Consider the following 16,596-nt stretch of genomic DNA (forward strand, 5'->3'; position numbering starts at 1 on the left):
CGTGTACAGACCCGGCCAGCCGACGAGCCGACCCGCCAGACACGCGAGCGCTCAGAGGTTGACGGGCTTGCCGTCCGGGCCAGGCAGCGGTCGGCGCCCATCCGCGGTGCGGGGGGCGTCATCCGCCGAGGCCAGCCGCGGGCCTGTCGTGATGTTCTCCGTCCCGCCACGCGCGTCGAGGCGGCGGCGCTGCGGCCCCATCGTGTACTTCGGGTCCTTCGCCGATTCCATGCCGGCTTCGAACACCGCGAAGCGTGTGCACACCGAGCCTGCGACGAAGCAGGCCCCGGAGACGACGGACGCCACGCGCGAGCGTCGCGCGAACAGCGCCGTCCCGACGAACCCGGCGACGTTGAGCGCCATGCTCGCCTTGTTGAGCTTGCCGGCAGTACCGTGGTGCAGCGGCTCGCCGACGCCCTCGGCGTCGAGGTGCTTCTCGAGACGATTGAGCACGCCGAGGTCGACGGCCGACCCGATGAGCGCTAGCGCCCGGGCGGGGCCAGCCTTCTCGACTGGCGTCCACATCATCGCGTTGCCGCTCGCCGCGGCCGATGCTGAACCGCCGAACACAAACGGCAGGTACAGCCGCGACTCGTGCCACGTCGGCGTCGACGTGTTCGACAGCAGCACCGCCGTGTACGTCGCCAGCGGCGCCGCCATCGACGCACCGAGCGCGACGAATCCCGGTTCGGTGACGCCGAGCATCTTCTCGACGCCGACGAGTGCCCCGTTGACGCGCAACCCGGCGTCACGACGACCCGCAGCACGCGACTGCCGCCGCAACCACCGCGACCCCGGCACCTCGAGCGAGGACGCCGACGCGACCTCGCCTGCAGCCCCGGCCACGCGATCGAGCGCGCCGACCAGACCCGTCACGGTGCCGCTTCGCTTGAGCGGCAGCATCCGCAGCACCTCGAGGGCCGCGAGCGGCATCGCACCGCCGCTGAAACCGGAGAGGATCCACGTGCCCACCGACATCGGCGAACTGAGCTTCGCCACGCGCATCATGTTGTAGAAGCGCTCCGGGCGACCCAGGTCGCCGATGAGCGACGCACCCGAGACGGCGACCGCAACGGCCGTCGTCAGGCGCGTCACGCGCTGCAGGGGTTCGTTGCCCGTCAGGTACGCGCCGGTCGCGAGCAGCTGAGAACCGCCCGCGAGGCCACCGAAGAACAGGTACGTCGGGATCGGCCATTCCCACGGCACGGGCTTGATGACGCCACGCCCGTAGTAGCTCTGGAACTCGACGTCCGGCACGAGCGCGCGCTCACCGCGGCCCTCGCGACCGTTCAGCCAGTCGGTCGGACGGCGACGCTTGCCGCCACGCCCGCCGCGACGGCGCCGCCCACCCTCGGGTTCAGGATCCCGATACGCATCAAGGGAATTCACGCTCACGCCACACCACCTCCGACGAACGCCAGCGCTGCTGCGGCCATCATTCCGCCGGCCGCCATCGCCATCCGCTTGTACGACTCCGGCAAGGTCTTCGACGGCGCCACCGGGTCCGGTGGCAGTCCGTACACCTCGGGATCGTCGAGCAGGAGGAAGACCGAACCGGTGCCGCCGACGCCGTCGTCGAGGTTCGCGCCGTAGAGGCGCGCCTCCGTCATGCCCTGCGCGTGCAGCTGCGCGACGCGCTCCTCCGCGATCGCGACCATCTCCGCATGCGTGCCGAACTTGATCGACGTCGTGGGGCACGTCTGCGCGCACGCGGGCGTCTGGCCTTCCTTGAGCCGGTCGTAGCACAGCGTGCACTTCTGCGCGTTGCCGTGATTGACGGTCGCCGTCTTCTCACGCCGTTCGATGACGCCGAACGGACACCCGCCGACGCAGTAGCCGCAGCCGTTGCACACGTCGGCCTGCACGACGACCGTGCCGAACTCGGTGCGGAACAGCGCGCCCGTCGGGCAGTTGTCGAGACACCCGGCGTGCGTGCAGTGCTTGCAGACGTCGGAGGCCATGAGCCACCGGAAATCCTGGGCCTCGTGCAGCGCCGTCGGCATGACGCCGTTGTCGGTCGCGACCATGTCGAGCACGTTGACCCCCGCCAATTCGTCCGCCACCTGCGCCCGTTCGACGTCGAGCGCCGGGGCGCCCGGGTCGAGCGCTGACGGTGCGTCGGTCGCGTAGTCGGTGTGCCCACCGGCGACGCGGATGGCGCGCGCGGCGTCATCCGGCAGGTCGGCGAGGTGCGACGCTTCGCCCGAGCCGCCCGCAGCTTCTGCACCGGCGCCGGAGGCCGACCGCAGCGTCGGCATGCCGAGGTCGACGAGCTTGCGCCCCGACTCACGGGCACGCGCGATCTGCTCGCCCGACTGCTCGACGAACGCGACGTGACGCCACGTGTCGGCACCCAGCTCACCCGTGTTGTCGTAGGAGTAGCCGGTGAACTCGTACCCGTCCTCGGGGTTGCGGTTCCACTCCTTGCACGCGACCTCGCAGGCCTTGCAGCCAATGCAGATCGAGGTGTCGGTGAAGAAGCCCATGCGTTCGGCGAGGACGTCGTTGGGCGCACCACCCGTCAGCGTCGTCGCCTCCGGGGTGCCCCAACCCGCCTGCTTCGACGGGTCACCTCCACCCGCGAACTGCGAACGGATGTACTCGGTCACCAGGCTCATCAGTCACACTCCTGGCAGATCTCGTTGCCCGTCTCGACGGTGACGCCGGCGCGGCTCTGGTACTCACTGACGAGCTGCTCGTACTCGTCCCGATCCTGTGGACGGCGGCCCGGGCGGATGTCGCACATGCCCATCTTGCCCTCCTGGATCTGGGTGTTGCGGTCGAGCACCACGCCGAGCAGGTCGTTGGCCGAATCACCATGCACCTGAGCGGACTTCGCGCTGCCCCAGTGGTACGGCATGCCGATCTGGTGCACCATGCGGCCACCGATCTTGAGCGGCACCATGCGGTCGGTGACGAGCACGCGCGCCTCGATCGCCGCACGAGCCGACACGACGGTCGCCCAGTCGCCGTTCTCGAGGCCCTTCTCGGCCGCGAGATCGGGTGAGACCTCGATGAACATCGACGGCTGCAGCTCCGACAGGTACGGCAACCAACGGCTCATGCCGCCGGCGGTGTGATGCTCCGTCAGGCGCCCGATCTGGAACACGTACGGGTACACGTCGCCACCCGGCGTGCCCTCGCTCGGCGCGTTGAGGTTGTCCTTACGACGGAACGTCACCCGTGTCGGGTTGGACTGCTGGCTGTAGAGCGGGTTGCGCATCGGCGATTCCGCAGCCTCGTAGTGCGTCGGCATCGGGCCGTCGACGAGACCGAGCGGCGCGTAGAGCCAGCCCTTGCCGTCCGCCATCATGATGAACGGATCGTCGCCGGCGAGGCCGTCGGGCCCACCCACACCCTCCTTCGGACGGTAGGACGGGGCGGTCTTGAGCGGGAAGTCGGGGTTGTCCTTGCCGACCCACTGCCCCTTCTCCTCGTCCCACCAGATGAGCTTCTTGCGCTCGCTCCACGGCTTGCCCTCACGGTCCGCGGAGGCGCGGTTGTAGAGCGTGCGGCGGTTCGCGGGCCACGCCCACGCCCATTCGGCGGCCGTCTCGTCCTGCTCGTACCCAGGCTTGCGCCGCGCGGCCTGATTGACCCCGTCCTTGTAGATGCCGGCGTAGATCCAGCATCCCGACGTCGTCGAACCGTCAGCCTTGAGATCTGCGTACGTCGCGAGGGGCTTGCCCTCCGCGTCGGTTCCGTTGATCTCGGCCATGACCGATTCGGCGATGACCTCGCCGTGCTCGTCCTTGGGGTAATCCCACGTGATCGCCTTGAGTGGCTCGTCGATGGGGTCGCTCGAATCGGCCAGCCTGGCACGGATGCGCACCCCGACCTCGTGGAAGAAGTCGAGCTCGCTCTGCGCGTCGCCCGGCGGGTTGACCGCCTTGTGACGCCACTGCACGAGGCGTTGGGTCTGAGTGAACGTACCGGCCTTCTCGACGTGCGTCGCCGCGGGGAAGAAGAAGACCTCGGTGTCGATGTCCTCACTCCTCCACTCCCCGGAGGCGATCTCCGGCGCGTCCTTCCAGAACGTCGCGGTCTCGATGAGCTGGAAGTCGCGCACGACGAGCCACTTGAGGTGGCGTAGGCCCTCACGTTGCATACGGGCGTTGGCCGAGCCGACGGCCGGGTTCTGCCCGAGCACGAAATAACCCTCGACCTGGTTCTCGATCATGCCCATGACCGTCTGGTACGTCCCGTGCGCGCCGGACAGACGCGGCATGTAGTCGAGCCCGAAGTTGTTCGCACTTGTCGCGTTCTCGCCGTACCAGGCCTTTAACAGCGACACGGCGTACTTGTCGGCATTCGCCCAGTACCCCTTGGCGTCCTTCGACACGATCGAATCGATGTAATCCTCGAGCGTTTCGTGGTCGGAGACCCGCGGCATCGGAAGGTAGCCCGGCAGCAGGTTGAACAGTGTGGGAATGTCGGTCGATCCCTGGATGGTCGCGTGTCCGCGCAGCGCCATGATGCCGGCGCCAGGACGCCCGACGTTACCCATGAGCAACTGCAGGATCGCCGCGGTGCGAATCATCTGGGCCCCGCCGACGTGCTGGGTCCAACCGACGGCGTAGGCGAACATCGTCGTGCGCTCGCGACCAGAGTTGGCGACGACCTCGCGGGCGACGAGTGCGAAGTCCTCCTTGGAGACGCCGCACACCTCTTCGACCATCTCCGGTGTGTAGCGCGCGTAGTGCCGCTTCATGATCTGCAGCACGCACATCGGATCGGTGAGCGTCTCGTCGCGCATCACGGCCGAGTGCGCGAGCGTCGGGCCACCCGAGCCGTGCGTCTCGGCGCCACCGCTCGCCTGGTGGCCCGAGGAACCGCTCTTCTCGTCACTCGAGGTGCCCTGATCCGGTTTGCCGGGCGGCGTCTTGTACTGCCACGAACTCTGGTCGTACTGGCCCGTGGTCGGGTCGTACCCGGAGAACAGGCCGTCGAGATCCTCGGTGTCGACGAAGTCGTCGCTGACGATCGTCGCGGCGTTCGTGTACGCGACGACGTAGTCGTGGAAGTACGTCTCGGTCGTCAGCACGTGGTTGATCAGCGCGCCGAGGAAGACGATGTCACTTCCGCCACGGATGGGGATGTGCTTGTCGGCCACGGCGGACGTCCTCGTGAAGCGAGGGTCGATGTGGATGACCTTCGCGCCACGCGCCTTGGCCTCCGTCACCCACTGGAAACCCACCGGGTGGCACTCGGCCATGTTCGACCCCTCGATGAGGATGAGGTCGGCGTTCGCCATGTCCTGCAGTGGATTGGTGGCTCCACCACGCCCGAACGAGGCTCCCAGACTGGGAACCGTGGCGCTGTGTCAAATACGCGCCTGGTTCTCGATCTGTATGGCGCCCGCGGCGGTGAACAGCTTCTTGATGAGGTAGTTCTCCTCGTTGTCGAGCGTTGCTCCACCCAACGAGGCGATCCCCATGGTGCGACGCAGGCGGTTGCCTTTGTCGTCCGTCTCCTGCCATCCGCGCTTGCGGCTGGCGATGAAGCGGTCGACGACCATGTCGATGGCCTTGTCGCGCTCGATCGGCTCCCAGTCGGTGCCGCCCGGCTTGCGGTAGAGCACCTGCTTGATGCGTGAGGGGTTGTTGACGAGCTGCTCGCTCGCCGAGCCCTTCGGGCACAGGCGGCCGCGCGAGATCGGTGAATCCTTGTCGCCCTCGATGGCGACGACCTTTTCGTCCTTGACGAACACGCGCTGGCCGCAGCCCACGGCGCAGTACGGGCACACCGACTGCACGACGCGGTCGGCCGTCGTCGTGCGCGGTTCGAGCGTTCGAGTCTTCTCACTCGTCACTGCCGGGCCACGACCGAGGAAATCCTTCGATCGCACCTGACGCAGGACGGGCCACTCGAGGGGTGACAGACCCATCGAGCTCCCCTTTCGTCGCATGCGTGATCCTTCTGCGTCGAAGTCTAGACCTGGGCACCGACAAGCCTCCGTTCAGGCGAGGCTCACCCCCGGCTGATTGGATGAGCGGGTGACCACCCTCCTGCTCATCCGCCACGGCCAGACCCCCAACAACGTCATCGGCGCGCTCGACACGGCGCTGCCCGGCGCCGGGCTCACCGAGCTCGGCCACGCGCAGGCCAGCGATCTCGTGCCGCGCCTCGCCGATCACCGCATCGACCGGGTCGTCGCCTCCGCGCACGATCGCGCGCGTCTCACCGCCGAGCCGCTTGCCGCCGAACGCGGGCTGACGCTGACGCAGGACGCCGGCTTCGGTGAGATCTTCGCCGGTGATCTGGAGATGGCGACGACGCACGAGGCGGCCGACATCTACCTGGACACCGCCTACGCGTGGGCCACCGGAGACCTCGAGGCGCGCATCCCGGGCGGGCCCGCCGGCGCGGAGACGCTCGAACGGTTCACCGAGGCGCTAGAACGCTCACTGGGCGGGCTCGACGGCGACGCGACGCTCGCCGTCGTCAGCCATGGCGCGATGCTGCGGCTGTGGGTGACGTCGCAGTGCGAGAACCTCACACCGCAGGAGGTTCGCCGTCGCCGCATCCCCAACACGACCGTCCTGACGCTCGAAGGACGCCCGGGCGCCTGGCGTTTCGTCGCGTGGGACGAACCTCGCCTGCTCGACCTCGCCGCCGACGACCCGACGGCCAACGCCGACGAGAAGTGACTGCGGCGCCCATGGCTGAATCACGGGGTTAAATGGCAGGGCAAAGTGTCCTGTACCGAACTTGTAGACATTCCACGAGCCAGCCACGGGCGTCGGGTGGCATTAGAAGCACCGTCCGACATCACACCGCCAACGAACAGCCCGCGTTCCTGTAGATTGATACGCATGAGCGCTCAGACACAGGACCTCACCACAGAGCCAGAGCACCGGCTACGATTCCACTCTCTACAACTTAAGAATTTCCTTTCTTACAAAGATGCTGAAATTGATTTTTCTAAGTTTATAGCCATAATTGGACAAAACGCAGCCGGAAAATCAAATGCGGTGGCCGCTCTTAAGCTGCTTCGAGATATTCCAGAATACGGTCTTTCTAATGCAATTCATCGCCGGGGTGGCTTTGACCAATTGCGACATCGTAGCGCGGGGCGACCTTTCGACCCAGCCTTGACTCTTAAGTTTCAGTTTGGCGACCTACCCGAGAGTGAGTATTACCTCAGCCTTGGGGCAGTGCGGGGTGGTCAATACAGAGTTAAAGTTGAGCGCGCCCAGATTCATCACCCGTACGGCTCATACGGACTACACAGTGACGGGGTTGATGTTAGTTGGAGCGTCGCGCTAGAGGGCGATAATGAGGGCAGAGAGTTTCTCTTTAAGACATCTCCCGGGCAGAGTGCCATGAGCTCTACAGGCATTGCCGGGGTTCTACTCTCAGAAGTTCTCCAGTCCATTCAAACGGTCGAAATAAATCCATCTCGGGTCGCGGACCTTCAAGATCCTTCATCCGTGAGATCCTTCGAACCGGACGGCTCGAATGTCACATCCATCTTCGACAACATGCCAAAGGATTCTCAAAGGGGCGTAGTGGACGAACTGGAAGCGATGGTTCCGGGCATTGTCTCTATTAACGTTGCTCGACTGGCGGATAAGCTAACTTTGAAGTTCAAGCAGGAGACAACTTCGGGAAATCGAGAATTTTTTGCTAAACAAATGTCTGACGGCACTCTTCGAGGGTTTGCCATATTAGTGGCCGCGAGCCAGCAACCCCCGCCCCGCCTCCTCGTGATCGAAGAGCCCGAGGTGGCAATCCACCTCGGGGCGCTACGAACGCTCGTAGACCTCCTGGACTCAAGGGCGGATGAGTCACAGATTATGATAACCACTCACAGCGCTGATATCATTGACGCTCTTCCAATTGATAATGTCAGAATTGTTTGGTCGAACGAAGACTCTTCGCACATTGCTCCAATCTCCGAGCACAGTAAAGATCCCGTACGCCGCGGACTAATCACATCTGGCGCACTTCTCCGCTCCGACGCATTGGACCCGGCGCTATGACAACGTCTGCGCAGGAACCCCACGTGGGGTTAGTCGTCGAAGGGCGCGGAGATTTAATATCCATCCCAATACTAGTGCGGAAACACCTGCATTCGAAGGGGGATTATCGCGACCTTCTTCACAAGCCTGTCCCCCTCCACGGGAGAGATAAAGCGATTGTCCCGGGTGGCATTGAGGGGTATGTTGCGACTACCGCAAGCCGCCCTGGCTGCATGGGCGTTATCGTTATTCTCGACAGCGAGGGTGACGATCCGGTGGCACTGGCCACAGAACTGAATAGTCGCGTAGCAGCTGCCGAGGTGACAAAGCATCCGGTATTCGTTCTGATCATAGATCAGAGTTTCGAAGACTGGATTTTTGCTTCCGCCGAGACTCTCGACCTTAATCTCACATGGGATGCGTCTCGCCGCGGGCAGGCAGCTATCAAGGAAGCTCTCAGGCCGAAAAGCTATACTAAACCCGTCTGGCAGCCTCGCTTAACAAATCGGGTCGACATCAACCTTATAGCGCAGCGCTGCCCGTCCTTTGTCGACTTCACGCGTTACATCGATACGATTGCAGATTGTATTAAGTAGTGCGCGCATCGCGTAATTCATATGCCGTCGCTGCCACCGCTGCACCCCTAAGCTCCGGCTGTCTCGGACCTACGCCGCTATCTAGGCGGTTCCTGAGGAGGCCGCGACGCTCGCCGTCGTCAGCCATGGCGCGGTGCTTCGGCTGTGGGTGACGTCGCAGTGCGAAAACCTCACGCCGCAGGAGGTGCGTCGTCGTCGGATCCCCAACACAACCGTCCTGACGCTCGAGGGACGCCCGGGCGCCTGGCGGTTCGTCGCGTGGGACGAACCGCGCCTACTCGACCTCGCCGCCGACGACCCGACGGCCAACGCCGACGAGGACTGACCCGATCCGCGGCGCACGTCGCGTCGGCGCGCCGGCGACTGCGTCACATGGTGCTGCCCGAGTCAGTCCTGACTGACTCGGGCAGCATCATCTGACGCGACTGATCAGGCAGCCTGCGCGCTCGTGCTCGACGAGCTGGGCGCCGTCGTCGACGAACTCGTCGAACTCGAGCCGCCCTGCGTCTGGCCGCTCTGCGCTCCGTCGTGGCGGGGGCCGTCATGCCCGCCCGGTCCGCCGGGCTTGCCTGCCTTCACCGTCACGGTCTTGAGATCCTTGCTGACGTCGATCCGCACGTGCGCACCCGCCTTCGTGCCGAACGCGTGGTAGGTGCCGTCGCTCTCCTTGTAGACCTTCTCGACGGTGACGCCCGAGTCCTTCGCCTTGACGGCGTTCTTGACGCCGGTCAGGGCGGTACCCGTCACCTCGGTGCCGCGGTGGTGACCGTGGTGGCCGTGACCCCGGCCGGTGCGGACGGTGACCGTCTTGAGGTCCTTGCTCACCTCGACCATGACGCGCTTGCCGGACCTCGTGCCGAACGCGCGGTACGAACCGTCCGGCGCCTGACGCACGCCCTTGACGGTGATCGACGCGTCCTTCGCCTTCACCGCATTCTTGACGTTCGTCGCCGCGGTCCCCGCGACCAGCTTGTCGTGCATGCCGCGCATGCCGTGCCCGTCCTGGCCGGCGGCGCTGCCCTGCTGCGTCGTGGTGTTCGGGGTGGAGGTGCCGGTGCTCACCGTCTGCGAGCTCGCGAGCGCCGCCCCCGAGACCGCGAGGGTGCTCACTGCGCCGACGCCGGCGGCGATCTTACGACCGTTCTTCGCCATGGTTGACTCCTTCATCCGTGGGCCTCGACCGTTCGTGGCCCGACGGATGCACGCTGACCGCCGCGGCTGTGATGAAGCTATGTGCACTACAAGGCGAGCCCATGCGTTCGCCTGCCGTCAGGTTCGAAGAAGCTGAGAGAATGCCGCCATGCCCGGCGCTCCCTCCGACGATCTCGCACCCATGACCTCTCCCGCTCCGTCCGCCCTCCCGTCGAGTGGCGATCACATCGCGTTCTATCGGTTCGTCGCGGTGCCCGACGTCGACGCCGCCGTCGTGCGGGTGCGCGAGCTGTGCGCTGCGCGCGAGGGTTTGACGGGGTCGGTCCTCATCGCGAGCGAGGGCGTCAACGGCATGCTCGCCGGAGCGCCCGAACAGGTCGACGCCTTCCGCGCGGCAGCGAGCGCCGACGCCGTCACGCGGGCCCTGTTCGACGGCATCGTCACCAAGCGCACCGCGTTCACACGTCCGCCGTTTCGCCGCATGATGGTCAAGGCGAAGCGCGAGATCGTGCCGCTGGGCGTCGACGGGCTCGACATGCCGAACCGCATGGAGGACGTGCGTGCCACCGACGTCGCGCCGCAGCGATGGCGCGAGCTGATCCGGCGCGACGACGTGATCGTCCTCGACAATCGCAACAGCTTCGAGTTCGGCGTCGGCCACTTCGAGGGGGCGATCGACCCGGGCGTCGAGAACTTCCGCGACTTCGCCGACTACGTCGAGGCGCACGCGCCTGCGTGGCGTGAGAGCGGGACGAAGGTCGCGATGTACTGCACGGGCGGCATCCGCTGCGAGAAGTCGAGCCCGTGGATGCAGGATCTGGGTCTCGAGGTCTTCCAGCTTCAGGGCGGCATCCTCAACTACTTCGCGCAGATGCCGGACGCCGACGTCGACTGGCGCGGCGAGTGCTTCGTGTTCGACGAACGCGTCAGCCTCGACACGCACCTGCGCGAGAGCGGCACGGGCGCCGCGGACGTCGACGAGCCCCGCCCCTCCGAGTGACGAGCGCGGGGCGCCTGCCCGACGGCACATGACATGTCGCCCCGGCTGACGAGTGCCCGCTGGGTCGTCGGGGCGTCGCGTCGTCGGGGCGTCAGGTCGCCGGGCCAACTGGCTGACGGACCGCCCAGCCCGCTGAAAATTGGGTGACGCCACCCCGCCACGCCGCCTAGCGTGAGGGTGTTCCCACCACTCCAGGAGGCCTGTGTATTCATCGTCCTTGCCCTCGGCCGGCGGCTCGTCCGGCAGCCACCTGCGCGTCGACGGCGTGTCGAAGAGCTACCCCGACCGTCGCGTCCTGACGAACATCTCCTTCAGCGTCGCGGGGGGCGAACGCGCCGCCCTCATCGGCGAGAACGGCACGGGCAAGTCGACGCTTCTGCGCCTCGTCGCCGGCCTCGAGCGCCCGGATGCGGGCAGCATCACCGCGCCCGGCAGCGTCGGTCTGCATCATCAACAGGCGCCGTTCGCCCTGACGCTGACGGCGCAGCACGTGCTCGACGACGCCGCTGAGCCGATCCACGCTCTGGCGCGAGCGGTCGAGGTCGCGGGCGAGCGTCTCGCGCGAAACGCCGAGGACGCGCTCGCCGCAACCGAACTCGACGCGGCCCTCGCCGCGGCGGAGCGAGCCGATGCGTGGAACGTCGAGCACACGATCGACGAACTCGTCGACGGCCTCGGCATCGGCGCAATCGCGCGTGACACGCCGATGAACGAGGTCTCCGGCGGCCAGCTCGCCCGCTTCTCCTTGGCGTGGATGCTCATCCGCCGTCCGCAGACGCTGCTGCTCGACGAACCGACCAACCACCTCGACGATCGTGGCGCGCAGCTGCTCACATCGATGCTCCTGACGTGGCCCGGCCCGGTGCTGCTCGCGAGCCACGATCGTGCCTTCCTCGACGAGAGCGTCACCGACCTCATCGACCTCGACCCGCGGCCCCTGCCGCACCGGGTCGCCGCCCGCATCTCCGATGCCTCGGACGCCGGCGCCGCCCACGGCGTCACGCGTTTCACGGGCACGTTCTCCGACTACGTCCTCGCTCGCCACGACGAGCACGAACGCTGGGCGCGCCAGTACGAGGACGAGCAGGCCGAACTCAAACGGCTGCGCGCGAAGATGAGGGAAGACCACACCGTCGGGCGCCCCGAACGAGGGCCCCGCACCGAGGCGCGCGGGGCGAAGAAGTTCTACTCGGACAAGAACGCCACCGTCGTCGCGCGCCGCGTCAACGATTCGCGCACGGCCTTGGAGCGACTCGAGAAGACGCAGGTGCGCAAACCCCCGGCCACGTTGCGGTTCAACACCGAGCGTTCCCTCGCGGCGGCCTCACGCCCGTCCGAACTTCCCGGCGGGCCGCTGCTCGCGGCGTCCGCCGTCAGCGTTCCGGGGCGTCTGGAGCCGACGAGCCTGACGGTGTCCGCCGGCGAGCGCTTCCTCGTCGAGGGGCCGAACGGGTGCGGCAAGTCGACGCTGCTGCGCGTCCTCGCCGGCGAGTTGGAGCCCGTCACGGGGTCAGTGCATCGCGAGCGTCGCGTCAGCGTCGGATTGCTCGGCCAGGACACGGCACCGCTCGCGTTCGACCGTCAGCCCTCTGCCGGCCCTGACGTCGACGCCCCGCACCTCGAGCCCGACACCACCGTCCTCGACGCCTACCGCGCCCGTGTCGGTGACGACCTGGCAGCGCGACGTCCGCTCGCGACGTTCGGCCTCATCGCCGCACGCGACGAGAACCGTGCGTTGGCCGACCTCAGCGTCGGGCAGCGTCGTCGTCTCGATCTGGCGTGTCTGCTGGCGTTGCCGCCGGACGTGCTGCTGCTCGACGAACCGACCAACCACTTCTCGCTCCTGCTCGCCGAGGACGTCGAACGGGCTCTTGACGACTACCCGGGCGCCGTCGTCGCCGCGAGCCACGACCGCATGCTGCGCTCGCGCTGGGCAGGCGAACGCCTCGCACTGAGCTCCCAGAAAACCCCCTAGCCACGCTCCGGAAAGCGGCGTAGGGTAGAGGCAACTGTTGTCCAGAGAAAGGAGTTCATGTCATGGGTATCGATGACAAGTTCGACAACGCCAAGGACGAGAAGCTCGGCCAGGCCAAGGAGGCCTTCGGCAAGGCGAGCGACGATCAGGGTCTCGAGGCCGAGGGCAAGGGCGACCAGATGGGCGCCAACCTCAAGCAGGCCGGCGAGAAGATCAAGGACGCCTTCAAGGGCTGATTGCCCGAAGCGTTGCCTACTTGGTCACGGGGCGCATCCTCACGACGAGGATGCGCCCCGTGTCGTATGTCCGCCCGGTCCAACCCTGCAGGCTCCCCCCGGGTACGAGCGCAGCGTCGACGGCCGATCGTCACGATGCGGTCTCGGTTGCGTCGCGTCCAGAGCGCTCGCCCAGGCCGCCCCGCAGCGTCAGACCGCGTCACCCACGCGACGTTCACAGGCCCCCTTAACACTCCCGTAACAATGGGGCGCGAGGGGTGTCACCTCGCTGGCCTAAAGTGATGAGCGGCACACCTGACCGGCGACGTGCGTCCCCGCGCGAGGCCGAGGTGTCCTCCTGTTCATGAAAGGCAACGTATGTCCTCGACTCCTGACGCGCTGAAGAATTCGGCCGCGTCCGATTCGCGCGACTCCGGTGACACCGGGTACGCCAAGCACCTGAAGAACCGCCACATCCAGATGATCGGCATCGGCGGCGCCATCGGCTCCGGCCTCTTCCTCGGCTCCGCGGGGCGTCTCAACGAAGCCGGCCCGTCCCTGATCTTCAGCTACGCCATCTGCGGCGCCGTCGCGATGATCGTCGTGCGTGCGCTCGGTGAGATGGTGCTGCACCGCCCGAGTTCGGGTGCCTTCGTCTCCTACAGTCGCGAGTTCATCGGAGAGAAGGGGGCGTACGCAGCGGGCTGGTTCCACTTCCTGAACTGGGCCTTCACTCTCATCGCGGACGCAACGGCGATCGCGACGTTCCTGTACTTCTGGAAGCCGGTGTCCGACGCCTTGCCGAAGTGGGCGCTCGCCCTCATCGCGCTGGCGATCGTTCTCGCCATCAACCTCATCGGCGTCAAGCTGTTCGGCGAGGTCGAGTTCTGGTTCTCCATCATCAAGGTCGCCATGCTCGTGGTCTTCATGGTGGTCGCGATCTACTTCATCGCGACGTCGCACCAGCTGGGCCCTGATACCGCAGGCCTGCGCAACATCACCGATCACGGCGGGATGTTCCCGAACGGGCCGAGCCACATGTGGACCCTGATGTCCGGCGTCATCTTCGCCTACGCCGCCATGGAACTCATCGGTGTGGCCGCCGGCGAGACGGAGAACCCGCGCGAGGTCATGCCGAAGGCCGTGCGCTCCGTCCTGTGGCGCATCCTGATCTTCTACGTCGGCACGATCACGCTGTTCTCGCTGCTCCTGCCGCACACCGCCTACCAGGCGGACACCTCGCCCTTCGTGACGGTCTTCGACCGCATCGGCTTCCACATCGGCGGCGTGAAGATGGCCGACATCATGACCGTGGTCCTCGTGACGGCGGTCGCCAGCTCGATGAACTCCGGCCTCTACTCCACCGGGCGCGTGCTGCGCTCGATGGCCGAGGCGGGCACGGCGCCGCGTTACCTGCGCAAGATGAGCAAGCACCAGGTGCCGTGGGCCGCGATCGCGACGACGGCTGCCTTCGGTCTCATCGGTGTGGCCATCAACTATGCGTGGCCCTCGGATGCCTTCGAGATCGTCCTGGAGGTCGCCGTCCTCGGCATCATCGGCGTGTGGGCCATGATCCTCATCTCTCACATGATGATGGTGCGCAAGGCGAAGCGCGGTGAGATGCAGCGACCCGACTTCCAGCTCAAGGGCGCGCCCTTCCTCAACATCGTCGCGCTGGGCTTCCTCGGCTTCATCCTGGTCCTGATGGCGACGCAGGGTGGCGTGCTGCAGAAGGTCGTCCTCATCATGGGCCCGGTCGTGGCCGCTCTCATGATCGGCGGTTGGTTCCTCGTCCGCAATCGGATCAACGCCGAAGCGTTCGACTCCGAGGACAACGCCATGGTGTGAGCCTCCGCTCATCACGTCTGATGCCCCGTCTACGTTCGTAGGCGGGGCATCACGCGTCGATGGCGTCATCTCAGAGCGGACACGTGTGTGCACGCGGTCACATCGGTGGCCTAGAGTGTGCCAGTCATGTGGCCTGGGCTACGGCCCTCGAGCAGTAAGGCATCCCTCGATGTCCTCCCTCCTCTCTGAGCCTGCGCCCACCTCCGGGTCCGCGGCTCCCGGCGCGAACGGCCCCGCCGACGCCCCGCATTCCCGCGACGCCGGTGACACCGGGTACGCCAAGCACCTGAAGAACCGCCACATCCAGATGATCGGCATCGGCGGCGCCATCGGCTCCGGCCTCTTCCTCGGCTCCGCGGGGCGCCTGCACGAGGCCGGCCCGTCCCTGATCTTCAGCTACGCCATCTGCGGCGCCGTCGCGATGATCGTCGTGCGTGCGCTCGGTGAGATGGTGCTGCACCGCCCGAGCTCGGGCGCCTTCGTCTCCTACAGTCGCGAGTTCATCGGCGAGAAGGCGGCCTATGCCGCCGGGTGGTTCCACTTCATCAACTGGGGCTTCACCGTCATCGCCGACTCGACGGCCATCGCCGGGTTCCTCATCTTCTGGAAACCGATCTCCGACGCGCTGCCGCAGTGGGCTCTGGCGCTGCTGGCTCTCACGATCGTGCTCGTCATCAACCTCATCGGCGTGAAGTGGTTCGGCGAGATGGAGTTCTGGTTCTCCATCATCAAGGTCGTCACGATCATCGCGTTCATGTTCGTCTCGATCTTCTTCATCGTGACGAGCAAGGATCTGTCGTCGGACGGTCAGCACGCCACGGCCGGCCTGCACAACATCACCGACAGCGGTTTCTTCCCGAACGGCGTGTCGCCGATGTTCATGCTGATGTCCGGCGTCATCTTCGCGTACGCGTCGATGGAACTCATCGGCGTCGCCGCCGGCGAGACGGAGAACCCGCGCGAGGTCATGCCGAAGGCGGCGCGCGCCGTCGTGTGGCGCATCCTCGTGTTCTACATCGGCACGATCACCCTGATGACGCTGCTGCTGCCGACCGACCAGTACAAGAAGGGCGAGTCGCCGTTCGTCACCGTGCTCGACCGCGTCGGGTTCCACATCGGCGGCGTCCACATGGCCGACATCATGAGCGTCGTGCTGATCTCCGCCGTCGCGAGCTCGATGAACTCCGGCCTGTACTCGACCGGCCGTGTGCTGCGCTCGATGGCGATGGCCGGCACCGCGCCGCGCTACCTCGCGAAGATGAGCAAGACGCAGGTGCCCTACTGGGGCATCTTCACGACGTTCGCGTTCGGCCTCATCGGCGTCGGCATCAACTACGCGTGGCCGTCGGACGCGTTCGAGATGGTCCTCGAGCTCGCGACGCTCGGCATCATCGGCGTGTGGTCGATCATCCTCATCAGCCACCTCATGATGGTGCGCAAGGCCAAGCGCGGCGAGCTGGAGCGACCCGACTTCAAGCTCAAGGGCGCGCCGTTCCTCAACATCTTCGGCCTGCTGTTCATGGCGGCCGTGCTGCTGCTCATCATGTTCGGCGACGACCCGAAGGCCGCCAAGGCCGTCTACATCGGCGGGCCCGTCCTCGCGGCGCTCATGGTCGGCGGCTGGTTCCTCGTGCGCGGCCGCATCAACTCCGAAGCGTTCGACGACGAAGCGTCACGCATGTCCTGACGATCGAATGCCCGACGTGACGGCGCCCCACCCGGCCGGGTGGGGCGCCGTCACGTCTGTGCACTCCAGACGCCTCCTCGTGACCGGATCGCTCACGGCGATGACGGCCCTGCGTGCGTTGATGCCGCACGCCTCCCCTAGTGTGTGCGTGCCCAGGCC

12 protein-coding genes and 1 pseudogene are annotated in these 16,596 nt (G+C 66.3%); 9 read left to right on the forward strand and 4 right to left on the reverse strand.

Features of this window, described 5'->3' with window-relative positions:
• Positions 1–51 precede the first annotated feature (51 nt).
• The 3 genes from nrfD to fdh are packed head-to-tail and all read right to left on the reverse strand — an operon-like array spanning position 52 to position 5,887.
• Entirely contained in the window at positions 52–1,395 is a 1,344-nt protein-coding gene (nrfD, locus tag J4Z35_RS08205; RefSeq protein WP_006945724.1) for an NrfD/PsrC family molybdoenzyme membrane anchor subunit, read from the reverse strand.
• Positions 1,392–2,618, reverse strand: coding sequence for a 4Fe-4S dicluster domain-containing protein (locus J4Z35_RS08210; RefSeq protein ID WP_074045946.1), 1,227 nt, complete (start codon positions 2,616–2,618; stop codon positions 1,392–1,394). The genes nrfD and J4Z35_RS08210 overlap by 4 nt, the downstream gene beginning before the upstream one ends.
• Positions 2,618–5,887 carry a formate dehydrogenase gene (gene fdh / locus J4Z35_RS08215; protein WP_170957276.1) on the reverse strand — a complete coding sequence of 1,090 codons (3,270 nt, stop codon included), beginning with the start codon at positions 5,885–5,887 and terminating at the stop codon, positions 2,618–2,620. Before fdh ends, J4Z35_RS08210 begins: the two co-directional genes overlap by 1 nt.
• 109 nt (positions 5,888–5,996) lie before the next feature.
• Between fdh and J4Z35_RS08225 the strand changes: the two genes are divergently transcribed.
• The 4 genes and pseudogenes from J4Z35_RS08225 to J4Z35_RS08240 form a co-directional block, all read left to right on the forward strand.
• Complete coding sequence (locus J4Z35_RS08225) at positions 5,997–6,650, forward strand: histidine phosphatase family protein (protein WP_074040592.1); 654 nt, start codon at positions 5,997–5,999, stop codon at positions 6,648–6,650.
• 165 nt (positions 6,651–6,815) lie between these two features.
• Positions 6,816–7,985 carry an AAA family ATPase gene (locus J4Z35_RS08230; protein WP_074040593.1) on the forward strand — a complete coding sequence of 390 codons (1,170 nt, stop codon included), beginning with the start codon at positions 6,816–6,818 and terminating at the stop codon, positions 7,983–7,985.
• The gene (locus tag J4Z35_RS08235) at positions 7,982–8,560 is read left to right on the forward strand and encodes a DUF4276 family protein (protein WP_083603924.1); all 579 of its coding nucleotides are present in this window, start codon (positions 7,982–7,984) and stop codon (positions 8,558–8,560) included. The genes J4Z35_RS08230 and J4Z35_RS08235 overlap by 4 nt, the downstream gene beginning before the upstream one ends.
• Positions 8,561–8,672: 112 nt before the next feature.
• A pseudogene (locus J4Z35_RS08240) lies at positions 8,673–8,885 on the forward strand (histidine phosphatase family protein); the annotation flags it as partial.
• Between the two features lie 104 nt (positions 8,886–8,989).
• Here J4Z35_RS08240 and J4Z35_RS08245 read toward each other — a convergent pair.
• Complete coding sequence (locus J4Z35_RS08245; protein WP_074040596.1) at positions 8,990–9,712, reverse strand: hypothetical protein; 723 nt, start codon at positions 9,710–9,712, stop codon at positions 8,990–8,992.
• A gap of 181 nt (positions 9,713–9,893) precedes the next feature.
• Between J4Z35_RS08245 and J4Z35_RS08250 the strand changes: the two genes are divergently transcribed.
• The 5 genes from J4Z35_RS08250 to J4Z35_RS08270 all read left to right on the forward strand — a co-directional run bounded on the left by J4Z35_RS08250 (position 9,894) and on the right by J4Z35_RS08270 (position 16,437).
• Positions 9,894–10,712 (forward strand): rhodanese-like domain-containing protein, encoded by an 819-nt coding sequence (locus J4Z35_RS08250; RefSeq protein WP_231729477.1) that lies wholly within the window; start codon positions 9,894–9,896, stop codon positions 10,710–10,712.
• A gap of 217 nt (positions 10,713–10,929) precedes the next feature.
• On the forward strand, positions 10,930–12,687 hold the full coding sequence (locus J4Z35_RS08255) for an ABC-F family ATP-binding cassette domain-containing protein (RefSeq protein WP_243754960.1): 1,758 nt from the start codon (positions 10,930–10,932) through the stop codon (positions 12,685–12,687).
• A 62-nt stretch (positions 12,688–12,749) separates the two neighbouring features.
• Complete coding sequence (locus J4Z35_RS08260) at positions 12,750–12,923, forward strand: CsbD family protein (RefSeq protein WP_006945671.1); 174 nt, start codon at positions 12,750–12,752, stop codon at positions 12,921–12,923.
• A gap of 357 nt (positions 12,924–13,280) precedes the next feature.
• Positions 13,281–14,750: an amino acid permease gene (locus J4Z35_RS08265; protein ID WP_006945676.1), complete on the forward strand. Its 1,470-nt coding sequence runs from the start codon at positions 13,281–13,283 to the stop codon at positions 14,748–14,750.
• 169 nt (positions 14,751–14,919) lie between these two features.
• A complete protein-coding gene (locus J4Z35_RS08270; RefSeq protein WP_074040598.1) occupies positions 14,920–16,437 on the forward strand; it encodes an amino acid permease in 1,518 nt (505 codons plus the stop codon).
• Positions 16,438–16,596: the final 159 nt, after the last annotated feature.

The sequence above is a fragment of the Dermacoccus sp. NHGro5 genome (genome assembly GCF_017565385.1).
Classification (GTDB): domain Bacteria; phylum Actinomycetota; class Actinomycetes; order Actinomycetales; family Dermatophilaceae; genus Dermacoccus; species Dermacoccus nishinomiyaensis.

Excerpts from the sequence above, each read along its gene's own strand:
- J4Z35_RS08210 (WP_074045946.1), bottom strand. The coding sequence starts at position 2,618 with ATGAGCCTGGTGACCGAGTACATCCGTTCGCAGTTCGCGGGTGGAGGT.
- J4Z35_RS08230 (WP_074040593.1), top strand. The coding sequence starts at position 6,816 with ATGAGCGCTCAGACACAGGACCTCACCACAGAGCCAGAGCACCGGCTA.
- J4Z35_RS08235 (WP_083603924.1), top strand. The coding sequence starts at position 7,982 with ATGACAACGTCTGCGCAGGAACCCCACGTGGGGTTAGTCGTCGAAGGG.
- J4Z35_RS08245 (WP_074040596.1), bottom strand. The coding sequence starts at position 9,712 with ATGGCGAAGAACGGTCGTAAGATCGCCGCCGGCGTCGGCGCAGTGAGC.
- J4Z35_RS08250 (WP_231729477.1), top strand. The coding sequence starts at position 9,894 with ATGACCTCTCCCGCTCCGTCCGCCCTCCCGTCGAGTGGCGATCACATC.
- J4Z35_RS08260 (WP_006945671.1), top strand. The coding sequence starts at position 12,750 with ATGGGTATCGATGACAAGTTCGACAACGCCAAGGACGAGAAGCTCGGC.
- J4Z35_RS08265 (WP_006945676.1), top strand. The coding sequence starts at position 13,281 with ATGTCCTCGACTCCTGACGCGCTGAAGAATTCGGCCGCGTCCGATTCG.
- J4Z35_RS08270 (WP_074040598.1), top strand. The coding sequence starts at position 14,920 with ATGTCCTCCCTCCTCTCTGAGCCTGCGCCCACCTCCGGGTCCGCGGCT.